The sequence below is a fragment of the Ruegeria sp. ABV3_008 genome, from assembly GCF_056161185.1.
This window is the reverse complement of sequence record NZ_JBSWYP010000013.1, coordinates 121418-139097: the sequence shown is the minus strand read 5'-3', so window position 1 is coordinate 139097 and position 17680 is coordinate 121418. Positions and strand designations below refer to the sequence as shown.

Annotated in this window: 16 protein-coding genes; 6 read left to right on the top strand and 10 right to left on the bottom strand. The window is 59.3% G+C overall.

Translation table 11 applies throughout. The features are described 5' to 3' along the window. Nucleotides 1-98 precede the first annotated feature (98 nt). The 6 genes from ACXAH8_RS19755 to ACXAH8_RS19730 all read right to left on the bottom strand — a co-directional run bounded on the left by ACXAH8_RS19755 (nt 99) and on the right by ACXAH8_RS19730 (nt 5872). On the bottom strand, nt 99-338 hold the full coding sequence (locus tag ACXAH8_RS19755; protein WP_170471799.1) for an HP1242/YdcH family protein: 240 nt from the start codon (nt 336-338) through the stop codon (nt 99-101). Between the two features lie 79 nt (nt 339-417). Further along, nucleotides 418-2076 (bottom strand): choline dehydrogenase, encoded by a 1659-nt coding sequence (gene betA / locus ACXAH8_RS19750; protein ID WP_475220317.1) that lies wholly within the window; start codon nt 2074-2076, stop codon nt 418-420. Nucleotides 2077-2158: 82 nt separating this feature from the next. Next, nucleotides 2159-3667 carry a choline-sulfatase gene (gene betC, locus ACXAH8_RS19745; protein ID WP_475220316.1) on the bottom strand — a complete coding sequence of 503 codons (1509 nt, stop codon included), beginning with the start codon at nt 3665-3667 and terminating at the stop codon, nt 2159-2161. After that, the gene (gene betI, locus ACXAH8_RS19740; protein WP_170378015.1) at nt 3664-4236 is read right to left on the bottom strand and encodes a choline-binding transcriptional repressor BetI; all 573 of its coding nucleotides are present in this window, start codon (nt 4234-4236) and stop codon (nt 3664-3666) included. The genes betC and betI overlap by 4 nt, the downstream gene beginning before the upstream one ends. Before the next feature lie 87 nt (nt 4237-4323). Further along, nucleotides 4324-5232 carry a DMT family transporter gene (locus ACXAH8_RS19735; RefSeq protein ID WP_475220315.1) on the bottom strand — a complete coding sequence of 303 codons (909 nt, stop codon included), beginning with the start codon at nt 5230-5232 and terminating at the stop codon, nt 4324-4326. A gap of 40 nt (nt 5233-5272) precedes the next feature. Next, a complete protein-coding gene (locus ACXAH8_RS19730; protein ID WP_475220314.1) occupies nt 5273-5872 on the bottom strand; it encodes a LysE/ArgO family amino acid transporter in 600 nt (199 codons plus the stop codon). Between the two features lie 86 nt (nt 5873-5958). On the opposite strand from ACXAH8_RS19730, the gene ACXAH8_RS19725 reads away from it, so the two are divergent. Further along, nucleotides 5959-6876 (top strand): LysR family transcriptional regulator ArgP, encoded by a 918-nt coding sequence (locus ACXAH8_RS19725; protein ID WP_475220313.1) that lies wholly within the window; start codon nt 5959-5961, stop codon nt 6874-6876. Between the two features lie 4 nt (nt 6877-6880). Then, nucleotides 6881-7570 carry a nitroreductase family protein gene (locus tag ACXAH8_RS19720; RefSeq protein ID WP_475220312.1) on the top strand — a complete coding sequence of 230 codons (690 nt, stop codon included), beginning with the start codon at nt 6881-6883 and terminating at the stop codon, nt 7568-7570. 17 nt (nt 7571-7587) lie between these two features. Here ACXAH8_RS19720 and ACXAH8_RS19715 read toward each other — a convergent pair whose 3' ends face one another. Together ACXAH8_RS19715 and ACXAH8_RS19710 are read right to left on the bottom strand one after the other, a co-directional pair. Next, the gene (locus ACXAH8_RS19715; protein WP_425083809.1) at nt 7588-8868 is read right to left on the bottom strand and encodes an MFS transporter; all 1281 of its coding nucleotides are present in this window, start codon (nt 8866-8868) and stop codon (nt 7588-7590) included. A 157-nt stretch (nt 8869-9025) separates the two neighbouring features. Further along, the gene (locus ACXAH8_RS19710; protein WP_170352472.1) at nt 9026-9766 is read right to left on the bottom strand and encodes a YebC/PmpR family DNA-binding transcriptional regulator; all 741 of its coding nucleotides are present in this window, start codon (nt 9764-9766) and stop codon (nt 9026-9028) included. Nucleotides 9767-9876: 110 nt separating this feature from the next. On the opposite strand from ACXAH8_RS19710, the gene ACXAH8_RS19705 reads away from it, so the two are divergent. The 4 genes from ACXAH8_RS19705 (at nt 9877) to ACXAH8_RS19690 (ending at nt 15004) form a co-directional block, all read left to right on the top strand. Continuing rightward, entirely contained in the window at nt 9877-11649 is a 1773-nt protein-coding gene (locus ACXAH8_RS19705; protein ID WP_170707677.1) for an SLC13 family permease, read from the top strand. 16 nt (nt 11650-11665) lie between these two features. Next, nucleotides 11666-12400 carry a glutamine amidotransferase gene (locus ACXAH8_RS19700; RefSeq protein ID WP_475220311.1) on the top strand — a complete coding sequence of 245 codons (735 nt, stop codon included), beginning with the start codon at nt 11666-11668 and terminating at the stop codon, nt 12398-12400. A gap of 73 nt (nt 12401-12473) precedes the next feature. Then, nucleotides 12474-13331 (top strand): bile acid:sodium symporter family protein, encoded by an 858-nt coding sequence (locus ACXAH8_RS19695; RefSeq protein WP_475220310.1) that lies wholly within the window; start codon nt 12474-12476, stop codon nt 13329-13331. An 11-nt stretch (nt 13332-13342) separates the two neighbouring features. Beyond that, on the top strand, nt 13343-15004 hold the full coding sequence (locus tag ACXAH8_RS19690) for an FAD-binding dehydrogenase (protein ID WP_475220309.1): 1662 nt from the start codon (nt 13343-13345) through the stop codon (nt 15002-15004). A gap of 4 nt (nt 15005-15008) precedes the next feature. On the opposite strand, the gene ACXAH8_RS19685 is transcribed toward ACXAH8_RS19690, so the two are convergent. Together ACXAH8_RS19685 and ACXAH8_RS19680 are read right to left on the bottom strand one after the other, a co-directional pair. Next, nucleotides 15009-15743, bottom strand: coding sequence for a YbaY family lipoprotein (locus tag ACXAH8_RS19685; RefSeq protein ID WP_475220308.1), 735 nt, complete (start codon nt 15741-15743; stop codon nt 15009-15011). Nucleotides 15744-15841: 98 nt separating this feature from the next. Further along, nucleotides 15842-17620, bottom strand: a complete 1779-nt coding sequence (locus tag ACXAH8_RS19680; RefSeq protein ID WP_475220307.1) for an SLC13 family permease — start codon at nt 17618-17620, stop codon at nt 15842-15844. Nucleotides 17621-17680: the final 60 nt, after the last annotated feature.

Here is a 17680-nt window from a genome sequence, read left to right as displayed (position 1 = left end):
CCCCCCCCCCCCCCCCCCCCCCCCCCCCCCCCCCCCCCCCCCCCCCCCCCCCCCCCCCCCCCCCCCCCCCCCCCCCCCCCCCCCCCCCCCTGTTGGCGTTAAGCCTTGGACACGATCGCCCAGATTTCATCCTTAAGCGCGGCGCGTTTCTTTCGCATCTCGCCCTCGGCCAGTTCTTCCACTGGCTCGATATTGGTTTCGGCGCGGTGAACGCGGCGGTTGATTTCGTGATACTCTTCAGCCAGCCGCGCAAAATGAGCGTCCGTCTGCTTGAGCTGGCTCATCACCTCAACTTTGTCTGGAAACTCTTCGGCCAGTTCATGCGGGGTGTGGGACATTCCTGTTCGCTCCTGAATAAATGTCGTTGCGATTCAGGTTTATCGGATGTCGCCCCACCCCACTTTGACGCGGATCAAATCAGCGCTGCGCCACCTCCCATTGCGGGTGAATCCACGGGCGGTCATTGGCCCTCGGCAACGCATCCTTGCCCAGCAGGTGATCCGACATCTTCTCGCCCACCATGATCGACGGCGCGTTGAGGTTGCCATTGGTGATCTGCGGGAAGATTGAGCTGTCAGCCACGCGCAAACCATCCACACCGATGACACGACCTTCGGGGTCGACCACGGCGTTCTTGTCATCTGCGCGCCCCATCCGGCAGGTGCCACAGGGATGATAGGCGCTCTCGGCATGCTCGGCGATGAAGGCATTCAGCTCCTCATCCGTCTGCACCGAGGCGCCGGGCTGAATCTCTTTGCCCGCATAGGGCTTGAAGGCGTCCTGACCAAAGATCTCACGGGTGAGGCGGATACATTTGCGGAAGTCTTCCCAGTCTTTTTCGTGACTCATGTAGTTGAACCGGATCACCGGAGCGTCTTCAGCCTTGTTCGACCGCAAAGTCACAGCCCCACGCGACGGAGACCGCATCGGCCCCACATGCGCCTGGAACCCATGCCCCTCGGCCGCGGCCTGACCGTCATAGCGCACTGCAATCGGCAGGAAGTGGTACTGGATGTCGGGGTATTCCACCCCCGGATTCGACCGGATGAACGCCGCGCTCTCGAACTGGTTCGAGGCTCCAAGACCGGTTTTGGTGAACAGCCACTGCGCGCCAATCACCCCTTTGCTAAACAGGTTCCAGTGCTTGTACAGCGTGATCGGCTGCAGCGAGGCTTGCTGGATATACAACTCCAGATGGTCCTGCAGGTTCGCACCCACGCCGGGGCGATCAGCAACAACGTCAATGCCGTGCTCTGCCAGATGCGACGCCGATCCGATCCCCGAGAGCATCAGCAGCTTGGGCGAGTTGATCGACGAGGCCGCCAGAATAACCTCACGCCGGGCACGAATGACCTCTGTTTTGCCGCCACGCACCAGCTCGACGCCGACTGCGCGACCCTCTTCCATTACAACGCGCGATGCCAAACCCTTGACGAGGTCGCAGTTGGGACGTTTCAGAGCAGGTCGCAGATAAGCATTTGCCGCCGACCAGCGCCGTCCTTTCCAGACGGTCTGCTCCATCGGGCCAAAACCCTCCTGCTTTTCGCCGTTATAGTCGCCCGTGACTTCATAGCCCGCTTGCTGACCGGCATCGACGAAGGCTTGGAACAACGGGTTTTTGCGCGGACCGCGTGACACATGCAGCGGACCATCCTTGCCGCGCCATTCAGGGTCACCGCCATGGCCACCATCATGCCAGTTTTCCATGCGTTTGTAGTAAGGTAGCACATCCGCATAAGACCACCCATCCGCACCCATATCGGCCCAAGTATCAAAATCCCGCGCGTGGCCGCGCACATAGACCATCCCATTGATCGAGGAAGACCCACCGATCACCTTGCCACGCGGACAGGCCATCCGGCGGTTGTTCATGTTGGGTTCGGGTTCCGAGCTGAATCCCCAGTCATAAAGCGACATGTTCATCGGGTAACTCAGCGCCGCGGGCATCTGAATGAAGGGTCCGGCATCCGTGCCCCCATGTTCAATCACCAGAACCGAGGCCCCGGCCTCGCTCAGGCGATAGGCCATCGCACAGCCAGCAGAGCCAGCACCCACAATGACAAAATCTGATTCCATTTCACGTCTCCATAGATCCGCCGTGAGAGGTTTCGAAACCTGCTCTGCCTCCGGCGGGCGTATTTTCAAAAAGAAGAAGAGGTCACTCGCCGCGCGGGAACCGCTGGCTTTCCTCGACGATATTCAGGTCCATGTGGTTGCGCATGTAGCGCTCGGATGCCTTTTGCAGCGGCTGGTAGTCCCACGGGTAGTACCCACCCTGCCGCAACGCCTCGTAGACAACCCAGCGGCGCGCCTGGCTAGCGCGGACATCCGCATCAAACCGGTCTAGGTCCCAGCGCGCCTCGGACTTCGCCCGCAGCGTTTGCAAGGTCCCAGAGTGCGCGGGATCATCGGCGAGGTTGTTCTGTTCATGTGGGTCGGCCTCAAGATCAAACAGCTGATCAGGGTCCAGCGCGCAACGATTGTATTTCCACTTGCCGTAGCGCAACGAGACCAGTGGCGCATAGGAGGCCTCGGCCGCGTATTCCATCGCCACAGGGGCTGTCCGCTCCTGCCCTTTGGCCAGTGGCACGAGGTCTTCGCCATCCGTCCATGGGGCAATCTCGGCCATATCAACACCGGCTAGCGCGCCCAGAGTCGGGGTCACGTCGATGGTGGACACAGGCGTTTCAATCAGTCCGGCAGGTAAATCCGGTGCCGAGATCATCAGTGGCACTCGCGACGAGCCCTCGAAGAACGTCATCTTGAACCACAACCCGCGTTCGCCCAGCATGTCGCCATGATCCGAGACAAACATGATGATCGCCTCTTGGCGCGTCGTCTCCAGCACTTCGAGGATCTCACCGATCTTGTCATCCAGGTAAGAGATATTGGCGAAATACGCGCGGCGCGACTTGCGGATATCTTCCTCGGTGATGTCGAAGCTGCGCCAGTCGTTGGCGTCGAAAATACGCTTGGAATGCGGGTCCTGATTTTCATAGCCGAGATCAGAGATCTCGGGCAGCAGATGCTCGCAATCCTCATAAAGATCCCAATACTTGCGGCGCGCAACATAGGGGTCATGAGGGTGCGTGAAGCTGACGGTCATAGCCCACGGACGGTCGTCCTTACCGCGCGCCAGATCATAGAGCTTGGCCTTGGCGTGGTAAGCGACCTCGTCGTCATACTCCATCTGGTTCGAGATTTCGGCCACGCCCGCGCCGGTGACGGACCCCATGTTGTGATACCACCAGTCGATCCGCTCACCCGGTTTGCGGTAATCCGGAGTCCAGCCAAAGTCGGCGGGGTAGATATCGGTGGTCAGGCGGTCTTCGAACCCGTGCAACTGGTCTGGCCCGACAAAATGCATCTTGCCCGACAGACAGGTGTAGTAACCTGCGCGGCGCAGATGGTGTGCATAGGTTGGGATGTCACTGCGAAACTCGGCGGCGTTGTCGTAGACGCCCGTGCGTGAGGGCAACTGACCCGACATGAAGCTCGCCCGTCCCGGCGCGCAAAGCGGTGAGGCCGTGTAAGCATTGGCAAAACGGGTCGAGCGCTCGGCCAGTTTCTTCAGGTTCGGCGCATGCAACCAGTCGGCCGGACCGTCGGGAAACAAGGTGCCGTTCAGCTGATCCACCATCAGGATCAGAATGTTTGGTTTTGTCATTTTTCGCCCTCGAGCAGAGTATTCAGGACGCGCAAGGCGTGATTGGCAGCCAGCTGAGGTTCTTCCGGGGCGCTCAGCGCCGAGTGGATATACAGCCCGTCGATCAAGGCGATCATGGTCTCGGCCGCGTTGATCGGTTCGGCAATTTGGGGGCGCAGCGCATGGATCAGGTTCGAGCGGATGCGCGCCTGATAAACCTTCCACAGCCGCAGCGCGTCGTCATTGGTTTGCGCAAGGACATAGAAGGTCATCCACGCCGCAATCACGTCCGGGGTGAAACACGAATGCGCGAAACAGGCGCGGATGATGGCTTGCGCCCGTTGGTCCGGGGCTGCGGCAGCCAGCTCGGTCCGGGCTTCCTTGCCGAAATCCGTCAGGATTTGCCGCATGGCGGCTAGAAAGATCTGATCCTTACCGCCAAAATAATGGTGCGCCAGCGCGCTGGACATGCCCGCGCGTTTGGCGATCTGGCTGACGGTCACATCCAGAGATTTCTGTACGCCCAATTCGGCAATCGTCGCACGAACGATCGCATCACGGCGTATAGGCTCCATTCCGACTTTTGGCATCGCGTCCCCCTGGGCAACAGGATTTCCCGACGACGCTAGGCGCTTTTTATTGACTCGTCAATCAATCTCGTTTTCGGACGCATGTTTTCATGCTTTGGGTGCAAAAGCCGATGGTGTCACATCGCGTTTGTTCAGCATCGCTTCGCGCCAGGAAATGAAGCTGACGGCGGTCAGGATCAGCGTACCGCCAGCCACGACCCAGATGTCAACGCTTTCGTGGAACACCAAGGCTCCGACAATCGTCGCCCAGATAAGCTGCAGGAGGGTGACCGGCTGGGTCACCGCAACCGGCGCGGCCTGCAGCGCCAATGTCATGAAATAATGCCCTGCCGTTGCAAAACTTGCGACCAGAAACAGCACCCCGATGTCCCGCAGAGTGGGCGGCGACCAGACAGCGATTGCAAAGGGGATCAATGCCAGCGTCACCCAGATCGAAAGATGGGCCACCACGACCGAGGGCGGGATATCCCGCACCAGCAGTTTGGCCAGCAGGTAGGAGCCACCCAGCGTCAGCGCCGTTCCCAGCATGGCCAGATGCCCACTTGATACCTCCCGAAAGCCCGGGCGCAGAATGATCAACACGCCAATCAGGGCGACCAAAATGGCAGCCAATCGGCGAAAGGCCAGCTTCTCACCCAGAAACAGGGCCGCGCCAAGCGTGACATAGACCGGGGTCATGTAGTTCATGGCCGTCACCTCGGCCAAAGGAATGCGAGTCATCGCGTAAAACCACAGCATCACCGCCACCCCGTGAATGACCCCTCTTAGCCCGAATAGTGAGAGATCGCGCTTGCTCAAACGTGTTGCCAGGATCGACCGCAGAGCAGGCAACAGAAACACCAACCCTAGAACGTAGCGCAAAAACGCGGCCTGAATCGGGTCCATGGTCGAGCCGAGTGATTTCACCAGCGCCGTCATGACTACAAAGGCCAGACCCGCAGCGAACATCCAGAACATTCCCACTACGGGGCGCGAAGGGGCGGAAGCTGTTGTCATGTTCCCGGTTGAACACCGAATTCACCGGCAGAACAACCCTTCACATGACAAGTAACTTCCACGCAATTCCCAGCATCACAATCCCAATCAGCGCGTCCAACATCTGCCATGCGCGGGGGCGTGCGAAAAACGGCGATAATATCCTGGCCCCGTAGCCCAGCGTAAAGAAGAAAACAAAGCTTGAGGACACGGCCCCAATGGCAAAGCTGAACCGGTCCTCATACTGGGCCGAGATCGAGCCGATCAGCACCACAGTATCCAGATAAACGTGCGGATTCAGCCAGGTGAAGGCCAGCACAGTCAGCATCGCCGACCGCAGACTTGTGCGTTGGCTCTCCCCCAGTTCCATCGCCGCGCCGCCCTGCCAGGCTGACCACAGGCTGCGCAATCCGTACCATGTAAGAAACGCAGCGCCGCCATAGCGCATCACCGTCTCAAACCACGGCGCGGCCTGTGCCAGAGTGCCAAATCCTGCAATCCCGGCGGTAATCAGAATCGCGTCCGATACGGCACAAGTCAGGCACAAGACAAACACATGCTCGCGCCGCAGACCCTGACGTAGGATGAACGCATTCTGCGCACCAATGGCCAGAATCAGACTGAAGCTAAGGACAAAGCCAGCGATGAGTGGGGCGGACATGAAACCTCCTGTCGTTTGAAGGTTTGACTAGCGGCTTCGCTTCGGCCTATCAAATTAAAGATGCTGAATAGGATTAAGTCTGACTAATGCTGATCGATCCACATCACCTGAACGCGCTGGCCGCAATTCTGCGGCACGGGAGCTTTGATGCCGCCGCCTCAGAGCTGTCCGTCACGCCCTCGGCAATATCCCAGCGGATCAGAGGGTTGGAGGATCGCATCGGCACCAGCCTGATCAATCGCGGCTCCCCCTGCACCGCCACGCCCGCCGGATTGCGGATTGCCAAACATGCCGAGGATATCGGACTGCTTGAGTCCCAGCTTGCACGCGAACTGACGTTGGAAAGCGGCCCCGGTCCGGCGCGGGTGCGCATCGCCCTTCCCGCCGATGTTCTGGCCGCGTGGTTCATCGATGTGATGATGCAGGTGCCGGACCTGCTGTTCGATCTCGTGATCGATGATCAGGAGCATTCGGCAGACTGGCTGCGCCGGGGCGAGGTTAGCGCCGCAATCACCGTCGGAGGGCAACCGGTCACCGGATGTGATACACATGCCCTTGGCGCGATGCGGTATCTCGCGACGGCCAGCCCGGAATTTACCAAACGTTGGTTCAGCGCGGGATTGACCTCACGATCGCTGGCAAATGCGCCCTGCCTTGTCTTCAACCGCAAGGACAGCCTTCAGAGGGTCTGGATGGCGGCCCAAACCGGGCAGCGACTGTCGCCGCCTTCGCATTTCGTCCCTTCCTCCCATGGTTTTGTCGATGCCGCTATTGCAGGATTGGGTTGGGGCATGAATCCCGAGCCCCTGGTGCGGGACGCTTTGCAGGATGGCAGGCTTTGCGAAGTCGCGCCCGACGCGCCTTTAGACGTGCCCCTCAATTGGCAGATTGGGCGCGTGTTGTCATCTGCCCTGACCCCCTTGACCAAAGCTGTAAAACAAGCCGCTGCAAAGGCCTTGATCCCGGATGCCGACCGCCAGATAAACAGCAAAAATCCGGAGTAAGACAATGTTCTCACGCGATGCGCTCAGCTATGATCCGATCCCTCTGCCCGACCGGTGCGAGATGAGCGATGCCGAGATGCAGCAGTCCGCGCAGGCATTCTACGACAAGATGCGACAGCGCCATACCGTTCGAGATTTCATCGACCGCCCCGTTGATCGCGAAGTAATTGAGACCTGCTTGCGGACCGCAGGCACCGCGCCATCCGGGGCCAACCACCAGCCATGGCATTTTGCCGCCATCGCTGACCCGGCTTTGAAACAGCGCATCCGTGAAGAAGCCGAAGAAGAAGAACGTCGTTTCTATGCTGGCGGCGCAGGGGATGAATGGATCAAAGCGCTAGAGCCCATCGGGACCAACGCGGTCAAAGAACACCTGACCATTGCCCCCTGGCTGATCGTGGTTTTCGCCCAGCGCTGGGGTGAGTTCGAGGATGGCACGCGGTACAAAAACTACTACGTCCCGGAAAGCGTTAATATCGCAACGGGCTTTCTGTTGGCTGCCCTTCATCACGCCGGGCTTTCGACTCTGACACACACGCCGAACCCGATGAAGTTCCTGAATGACGCGCTGGGACGGCCGGCATCGGAAAAGCCCACAATGATTATCGCCGTTGGTCACCCATCAGAGGCCGCGACTGTTCCCTCCGTTGCCAAGATGAAGAAACCTCTGGACGAGATTTCGTCGTTCTTCTGATTGGAACTCTAACGACGTTAGCCGCCCTGCAGATCAGGTGTCGCAGGCTTGGGTAAGACGACCAGATAACAGGCGGCGGCTGCGACCAGACTGCACAGGACGATAAACGCAACCGCCAGCGAAACCTCATGCATATGCGCGACCGCTGCCAAAGCGGCTGACATGGCAACGGCGGTCAGGCGTGCGATGCTTTTGATCGCGGCAGAGGCCTGAACCCGCTGCTCTTTCGGGGCGACGTCCAGAAAGTAGAGCTTGCGCGCGCTGCTGATCCCCGTGACGGCAACCGTTGCGATGAACAGGGCAATCGCATGCAGGTGCACTTCGTGGTCGATACCCAGATAGTGAAACGCCAAAAGGACGATCCCAGTGATCGCCACCATCAAAGTCCCTGCGACCATGACGGTACGATGGGATTTCATGTTCAACAGCTGCCAAAGCGGGGCCGAGACAAGATAGCCAGACGCCGAAGACACAATCATCGCGGTCAGTCCCTTGGCCGAGCTATGATGCGCCTCGGCCGCAATCAGAGCGAAAAACGGCACGGACAAGGACACCACGACAAGCGGCATGCGCATGACCAGGTAGCGGCGAAACCAAGCATGTTCGAACATGCTGAAGATGGACTTGATATTGGCTTTCAAAGACAGGCCCAAGTGTTTGGCTTCATTGGATTCTGAACTGTTGGTCTTGCGGATCTCAAACATCGCAAGGATCGACAGGGCAGATAGTAGAAAGAACGTGGCGGACACCGCGATGACGACCGAGTGGCGCGAAAATGGCGGATTGTCCTTGGTCAACTCATGCAACAAAAGCGCCAACCCTATGGCACCCAGCCCTCCGGCCCCCAGTTGCAAATATTGCATCATCATTCGGGATTTCGAATGCACATGATCGCCCAGTAGATCGGTTAACATGAGGTTCTGCACCTCATCGATAAGCCCGATCAGGAAAAAGACTGCGATGAAGGCAATGGCGATCAGCGGCACGATGCCTGTGGCGGCTACCCCCATGGCGACCAAAAGGCAGGTTCCAATTGCGATTTCGGTCATCGCAATCCCGCGTTTCTTCTCGGGCCGCGCGGCAATCGAACGGGCCAGAAAGAAATCCGCGATCATGCTGCCGACCATGCGAACCGAGACCAACGCCCCGGCGATGAACATCGGCAGCTCGAATGAGACTGCCAGAAACGGCAAAACCACCGACGGGCTGCCTAAGGTCCACGCGACCTGAGACAGAATGCTCTGCCCGGCTAGGACCGGGACATTGCGTTTTGCCAGATCTGACGGGTCATGCGCCATATATCACTCTGGCATTAAAGCCAGCCTTTTTGTTTTCTCGCCCACATTTCAAAGAGTAATCGCTTGAGCCTGATCAGCCAAGCAACACTTCGGAAGCTGAAAAAACAAAAGCCCGACCAAACGGGCCGGGCTTTTCGGTACCAGTTGTCGAGTGCAATCAGAGCTGCGCCATGACCTCATCAGTCGCTTCGAAATTGGTTGTCACGCGCTGAACGTCATCGTCATCTTCCAGCGCATCGACCAGCTTCATCAGCTTCTGCATGTCTTCCAGACCCAGCTCAGTGGTCGTGGTGGGTTTCCAGACCAGCTTGGTGGATTCGGATTCGCCCAACGCCTCTTCCAGCGCATTCGATACATCGTTCAAATCGGTATCGGCGCACCAGATGATGTGACCATCTTCCGAGCTTTCGACATCCTCGGCACCCGCCTCGATCGCGGCTTCAAAGATGGTATCCGCATCACCTGCATCCGCCTGATAGACCACCTCACCTTTGCGGTCGAACATGAACCCGACCGAGCCGGTCTCGCCCAGATTTCCACCGTTCTTGGAAAAGGTCGAACGCACGGTCGAGGCCGTCCGGTTGCGGTTATCCGTCATGGTCTCGACGATCACCGCGACACCGTTAGGCCCGTAGCCCTCGTACCGGATTTCTTCGTATTCGTCGCCTTCGCCTGCAACCGATTTCTTGATCGCGCGGTCGATCACGTCCTTGGGGACCGAGTTCGACTTGGCCTCTTTCACCGCCAGACGCAGGCGCGGATTCTTGTCGGGATCGGGGTCGCCCATCTTGGCGGCAACGGTGATCTCTTTCGACAGTTTGGAAAACAGTTTGGACCGCGCGGCGTCCTGACGTCCCTTGCGGTGCTGGATATTGGCCCATTTGGAGTGGCCTGCCATGGTGCGTCCTCGTCATCATATTAGCTTATTCGGCGCTCATATAGACGTTTGCGGGGCAAAGGATCAAGAGAGCGGCTTGCGAGACGCCCATCTGAAGGTAAGGTGGCCGCATGACGACCGACCAAATCATTCTGTTTGCGCTTTTCATTACAGTCTTTGGAATGCTCCTTTGGGGACGTTTCCGGTATGACCTTGTGGCTTTCACCGCCCTGATGATCGGAGTCACTCTGGGTGTTGTGCCAGTCGACAACGCCTTTGCTGGTTTCGGACATCCCGCAACGATCATCGTCGCCTTGGTGCTGGTGGTCTCGGCTGGGCTTGTCCGGTCAGGTGCCGTGTTCCTGATCACACGCACCCTCGTAGATGCCTCGCGCGGTCTTGGCGCCCATATAGCACTGATGGGCGGAATCGGCGCGGTTCTGTCGGCGTTTATGAACAACGTCGCTGCACTAGCCCTCCTAATGCCGGTCGACATACAGACCGCGCGCAAAGCGGGCCGCGCGGTGGGGCTGACGCTCATGCCGCTCAGCTTTGCCACGATCCTCGGTGGCATGGCGACACTGATCGGGACACCGCCAAACATCATCATCGCCTCGATCCGGGCCGAGACCTTGGGCGAGCCGTTCAAGATGTTCGACTTTGCGCCCGTTGGCGGGATTGCGGCCATCGCCGGATTGGCGTTCGTGTCGCTGATTGGCTGGCGGCTGATCCCAAACCGAGGCGCACAGGAAGAAGCCTCCGAGGCGCTGGCCGAATACATCGCCGAACTCACGCTGCCGTCTGAGTCGCCTCATATCGGCAAGCGCGTCAGCGAGCTATACGAGGATGCCGAAAAGTCCGACGTGGCAATCATTGGGCTTATCCGCGACGGCAAACGGCGCTATGGCCGATCTGCCCACGCCACGCTGAAAGAAGGCGACGCGCTGGTGCTGGAGGCGCGGCCCGAAGCGCTGGATGAGTTCCGCGCGGCGCTTAAGCTGGATTTCTCGGACACCCGTCGGCAAGAGATGCTGACCGCAGAAGGCGACGGGCTTGAGGTGATCGAAGTTGTCGCAACGGAAAGCGCGCGCATCACCGGTCGTACCGCGCAAGGGTTGGGTCTGGCGTGGCGGCAAAGCACGGTTCTGATGGGCATTTCGCGCCAAGGTCGCCGCATCACTGAACAGGTCCGCAAGACCGAGGTCGAGGCCGGCGACATCCTGCTTCTGCTCTGCCCCCGCGACCGGGGTGCCGACGTGACAGAATGGCTGGGCTGTCTGCCACTGGCGCAGCGGGGCCTGAACGTAACGGCAAACGAAAAAGCCTGGCTCGCCATCGGTCTGTTCGCCGCTGCAGTTTTGGCGGCCAGCATTGGGTTGATCTACTTGCCCATCGCGCTGGGTTTTGTTGTCGTAGCCTATGTCCTGACCAAAATCATGCCGATCAGTGACATCTACAACCATATCGAATGGCCGGTTGTAGTGTTGCTTGGGTCCATGATCCCGCTGGGCAGCGCGTTAGAGACCTCAGGCGGCACCGAATTGATCGCCAACGCCTTGATCCAGTTGACCAATGGACTGCCCGCCTGGGCCATCCTCACCGTGCTGATGGTCGTGACGATGACGCTGTCGGACGTCTTGAACAACACGGCCACGGCTATTGTTGCCGCTCCGGTAGGCATCCAGATGGCCCGCACGCTCGAGGTCTCGCCCGATCCGTTCCTGATGACGGTTGCCGTTGCGGCCTCGGCCGCGTTCCTCACGCCAATCGGGCACAAAAACAACACGCTGGTTCTGGGGCCCGGAGGCTATCGGTTCGGTGACTATTGGCGCATGGGTCTGCCGCTTGAGATCCTGATCATCGCAGTTTCGATCCCCGCGATCCTTGTCTTCTGGCCGCTTTGACAGGTAAAGCCCCACTATGAAACGCTTTCTGATCCTTCAATTGCGCCCTGAAGCTGACGCATCGGATGCCGAATATGCCTCGATCCTCGACAAAACCGGCCTGACGCCCGAGCAAACCCACCGCATCCGGCTGGATTGCGAAGACCTGCCCAAAGGCTTGAATGTCACCGACTACGCGGGTGTCATCGTCGGCGGAGGTCCGGGTTGCGTCAGCGACGATCCAGCAACGAAATCCGAGTTGGACACAAAGATCGAAAACGCGGTCATGGGGCTGATGCCTCAGATCACGGCACAGGATCACCCCTTTATGGGCTGCTGCTACGGGTTAGGCGTTCTGGCCGCGCATCTGGGTGGCGACGTCAGCAAGGCCAAGTTCGGTGAACCGGTTGGCCCTTCGGCATGCCGTCTGACAGAGGACGGCGCCGCTGATCCGTTGACTGCAGGCCTTACGCCCAAGTTCGACGCGTTTGTGGGCCACAAAGAGGCCGTCCAGACCCTGCCGGATGGATGCGTGCATCTTGTCGCCTCAGACCCCTGCCCGTTTCAGATGATCCGCTGGGGGCAGAACGTCTATGCGACTCAATTCCATCCGGAAGCCGACGCCAAAGACTTTGAGCAGCGCATCAACATCTATAAGCACCACGGCTATTTCCCTCCTGAGGACGCCCAGCGCCTGATCGATATCTGCAACGCCGCCGACGTCACACAGCCGGGCGAAATCCTGCGCCGGTTTGTAGAACGTTATAGATGACCTAACGACGCGGTTGCCTGACGGTTTCCCCCTCGCTTAGTCTGCATTGAAACGACTTTGGGAGGAGTTGTTCTTGGATTTTCTAATCAATGTCGGCCTGCCTGTTTCGCTGGCCATCATCATGTTGTCTTTGGGTATCGGGCTTGAGATCACCGATTTCCGACGCGTCCTGACCCGCAAATACCCGTTTGCAATCGGTGCGCTATGTCAGGTTGTGCTGCTGCCAATCGCGGCGTTTGTGACCGTCAAACTGCTAGGTCTGCCGCCAGAGATTGCGGTCGGTTTCATGCTCCTCAGCTTTTGTCCGGGTGGTGTAACCAGCAACATCCTGACGAAATTTGCCAAGGGTGATGTGGCGCTTTCGGTCAGCCTGACAGCGGTGATCAGTATCCTGTCGATCCTGACTGTGCCGATCCTGGCTGCCTGGACCATCGCGCATTTCATGGGCGAGGACGCGCCCGACGTGTCGATCACTGGGCTGGCGATCGCCATGTTCCTGATCACGACCCTGCCCGTCGCCATCGGCATCACGGTTCGCAGGTTTGCAACGGGGTTTGCAAACCGGATCGAGGGCGGGTTGTCCAAACTGGCGGGCGCTCTGTTCGTGCTGATCGTCATCGCCGCCGTGGCCGGAAACTGGCAGCTCTTTATCGAGAACCTTGGCATCATGGGCACCGGGCTGGTGTCTCTGAATATCGCCCTGCTTCTGATTGGTCTGGGCGTCTCGCGCGCGGCGAACCTGTCCTGGGCGGAATGCAAAAGCATCTCGATTGACACCGGCATCCAGAACTCAACACTCGGGCTGACCTTGGCGGCGCTGATCACGGGAACCGAAACCGGGTTCAGCACTCTGGCTTTACCCTCGGCGGTTTATGGCGTCACTATGTATGTTGTTGTGTTCCCCTTCCTCCTTTGGTTTCGTAAACGCTGAAAGGACCTGACATGGCCAGTAACACGGCAGATGCGATCGTTGTCGGAGGCGGATTGGCCGGGCTGTCGGCTGCGGCCGAGCTGGGCGACCGGGGCAAAACAGTGATCGTTGTGGATCAGGAACCCGAGAGCTTCTTGGGCGGACAAGCGTTCTGGAGCCTTGGCGGCCTGTTCATGGTCGACACGCCCGAGCAGCGCCGGATGGGCATCAAAGACAGCCACGACCTAGCCCTGCGGGACTGGATGGGCAGCGCGCAGTTTGATCGCGACGATGATCTGTGGCCTCGTAAATGGGCCGAGGCCTATGTTGAATTCGCCGCAGGGGAAATGCGTACCTGGCTGCACGATATGGGTCTGCGCTGGTTCCCGGTGGTCGGTTGGGCCGAGCGTGGAGGCTCCTATGCGGACGGGCATGGCAACTCGGTCCCGCGGTTTCACATCACCTGGGGCACCGGCCCTGGCGTGCTGGAACATTTCATCCGCCGCGTGAAGGAACATGTCAGCGCCGGGCTGATCCAGCTGAAGTTCCGCCATCAGGTCAGCCACATCATTATGCAAAACGGCTGTGCCAAAGGTGTCTCGGGCGAAGTTCTGGCCGAGGATACAGCCCAACGCGGCGCCAAAACCAACCGCGAAGAGCTGGGCGAGTTCGAATATTACGCCCCTTCGGTCATTGTCACCTCGGGCGGGATCGGCGGGAATTTTGAGATGGTCCGCAAGAACTGGCCCCGCGACCGTCTGGGTGAGCCTCCGCAAGACTTGGTCGCAGGTGTCCCGTTTCACGTAGATGGGCGCATGATCCCGATCAGCGAAAAGGCGGGCGGCCATGTGATCAACGGCGACCGCATGTGGCACTACACCGAAGGCGTGCGAAACTGGGACCCGATCTGGCCCGCGCACGGAATTCGCATTCTGCCCGGTCCAAGCTCGATGTGGTTCGATGCCAAGGGCAACCGCTTGCAACCGCCCTGCTTGCCTGGGTTCGACACGCTGGGGACGCTGCGCGAAATTCTGAAAACGGGTCACGAGTACAGCTGGTTTGTTCTGACCCAGAAGATCATTAAAAAGGAATTCGCTCTGTCGGGGTCGGAACAGAACCCCGATTTCACCTCGGGCAGTTGGAAAGAGGTGATCCGCCAGCGCATCCTGTCGGGCAGCAAAGCCACGGCCCCCGTTGAGGCGTTCAAGGAAAAGGGCGAGGATTTCATCGTCGCGAACACTCTGACCGAGTTGGTCAGCGGCATGAACCAACTGGGTGGAGGTCTGATTGATGAAGCCCATCTGAGGGCGCAGATCGAGGCGCGGGATTCCCAGGTCGACAATCCGTTCTCGAAAGACGCCCAGATGATGGCGATTCTGGCGGCACGCAACTATCGCGGTGACAAGCTGATCCGGACGGCCAAGCCGCACAGGTTCCTCGATCCCTCAAACGGCCCATTGATTGCGGTCAAGCTGCACGTGCTCACCCGCAAGACGCTTGGCGGGCTGCAGACCAATCTGGACAGTCAGATGATCGGAGCGGACGGGCAAGTGGTGCCCGGCCTGTTTGCTGCCGGCGAAGTCGCCGGTTTCGGCGGCGGAGGCTATCATGGCTACAACGCGCTTGAAGGCACCTTCCTTGGCGGCTGCATCTTCTCAGGCCGCAACGCAGGGCGATCCCGCGCTGTGGCCTGACGCGTCACTGCTTCCGTACCAGTTTGATGACGGGTTCGCCCGCCTCATCCAGAAGGGCCAACGCGCTCCCCTGGACAGCGAAGGTTGTGACGCTCTGCATTGTTTTTAGGAAGGCGCGTTCGATCTCATCCAAAGGTGGCGGGCAAGCCATAAGGGTGGCCGCCATATTATCAGGAAACTCGATGCGGTTGCCTGATATCTCGGCCTGACCAGTGAACCGATTGCACCCGCCGGTGCCCGAGAACGCGCCGCCTTGGCCAAAGATCAGCTCCGGTCGTCTTTCCGTTTCGATGGGCTCACCGTTTAGCGATGCGGCGATCCAGTCCGAATTCTCCAGCATTGTCGCCCCCTGCGCCTGAACTTGCACGAGCATCAGATCGACGGAATTGCCCGCCTCATCAGAAATTACCGGATAGACCGTGTCCGTGGTGAACAGCAGCTTTTGCCCCTGAGTAATCGTCGCCCTCACAGAATAGCGGTGCCCATCCTTGATCAGGGTGTCGTCATAGCTCAGCTGAAACGAGGCCGGAACGGCAGACAGAGCGTAGCGCTGCGCCGCAAGCGTTACGGCTGGCGCATCAGCAAGCGAAACATCCTGCAGCTCAACAAACAGGGTTGCATCGGGCGGAACGGCGATCCTTTCGCGATAGCTGGCCGAGCCTTCGACTGTTCCGGCAAAGCCAGTGCTCGCCATCATCGCGCAGGCGATCGCGGCAATTGCGGTTCCTTTTGCAGGCATGGTCCAATCCTCTTGTCGCAAAATACATTCATAAAGCTTTGTGTATCGGCCAAGATTTGCAAGAGGCACCGCAAAATGACGGCGGGTCAGTGCCGATCTTACAGCGGCCAGAACAGCGGAATGAGAAGTGATGCCAACAGCCCAACGGTCAGGTTCAGCGGAATACCCACTTTCATGAAATCCGTGAACCTATAGCCGCCGGGGCCATATACCATCATGTTGGTCTGATACCCGATTGGCGTCGCGAAAGAAGCCGAAGCCGCAACCATGACAGCAACCACAAGTGGACGCGGGTCCATCCCAACGGCTTGCGCCAGACCAATTGCAATCGGCGTGACAACTACGGCGACCGCGTTGTTTGAGACCAGCTCGGTCAGAACCGAGGTCAGCAGGTATACCGCCCAGATGATCAGGAACGGAGGTAAAACACTCAGTGACGGCGCGACCGCTTCGACAATCAGGGACACCGCACCCGACGCGTCCAAGGCGGCCCCGATGGCCAGCATTGCAAAGATCAGCGCCAGCAGGCGACCCTCGACAAAGGAAAACGCTTCATCCGCGTCGATGCAGCGCGTCAGAAGGACTGCAGCGACGGCTAGGATGGACAGCAGCAAGATCGGTGCAACGCCGAGAGCCGCAAGAACCACGATCCCGATCAGAGAACCAATCGCAATTGGCGCATGGCTTCGGCGGAAGGCCCGCGCCGAGGGCTGGGTGACATCGACCATGTCCATATCGGCGGCCAGCTTCTGGATATCAGCCGGAGACCCTTCGAGCAGCAGAGTATCCCCCACCCGCACGACAAGTTCATCGAGCTGCAATCCGATATTCTGGTTCCGCCGATGCACCGCCAGCACATAGACACCATAACGACGGCGCAGACGCATCGTACCCAGCGCCCGCCCCACCATCCGACAGCCCGGAGTGATCAGAACCTCGACCGTTTTGGTCTCGACTGCCGAAAGCTGATCAACCCTCTTGAGCTCCTTGTTGCTCTGCAGGCTCAGCAGCTCAGTCATTTCGGTGCGCAGAACCACCCGGTCGCCGACATTCAGCGTCACCCCTTTGAGGTTTCGCCGCAAGGAATCATCGCCGCGCAGAACGTCGATCAGTCGCACACCGGGACGCTTGAACAGCTGCACGCCGGTGACCTCACGCCCAATCAGGTTACTTTCCGGGGGAATGACGGCCTCGGTAAAGAATTTCATCTTGGACCGGTCGCTCAGCATCGAGGCCATGCTGTCCCGTTCCGGCAAAAGGCGCGGTGCGATGAAGCGCAGGTAGACCATGCCATAGATCACCAGCACGATACCCAGCGGCGTCACTTCGAAAATTGTAAACGCCGGCATGCCCTGCGCCCGGGCTACACCGTCCACCAGCAGGTTGGTCGAGGTTCCGATCAGGGTCAGCGTACCGCCCAGAATGGCCGCATAGCTTAGCGGGATCAGTAGCTTCGAGGCAGGTACGTTCAGCGTGCGGGCGATCTGAACAAAGACCGGAATCATCACAACGACCACCGGCGTATTCGACACCACGGCGGACGCCACCACCACAAACCCCATCAGCAAGGCAATCGCTATGCGCGGGTTCACCTGCGCCTGCTTTTGGGCCGTTGAGGTGAACGCATCCAGTGCTCCGGTCCGCACCAAAGCCCCCATGATGATGAACATCGCGGCAATCGTCCAAGGCGCGGGGTTCGAAAGTACGGCCAGCGCGCTTTGATAGGGCAGAATACCCGTCACTAGCATCAGTGCGACGCCGCCAATCGCTACGACCTCGGTCGGGTAGACCTCGCGCAGGAACATCACGAACATGCCTGCGACCACCAAAAGCGCCAGTATTGCGCTGCCCGTGTCTGTCAGTGAGAGGAATTGCATTCGTGGTTTTCAGTCCGAACCCTAGGCCCAAGCGCCTGACTTCCAGTTTCCAGCATTGCG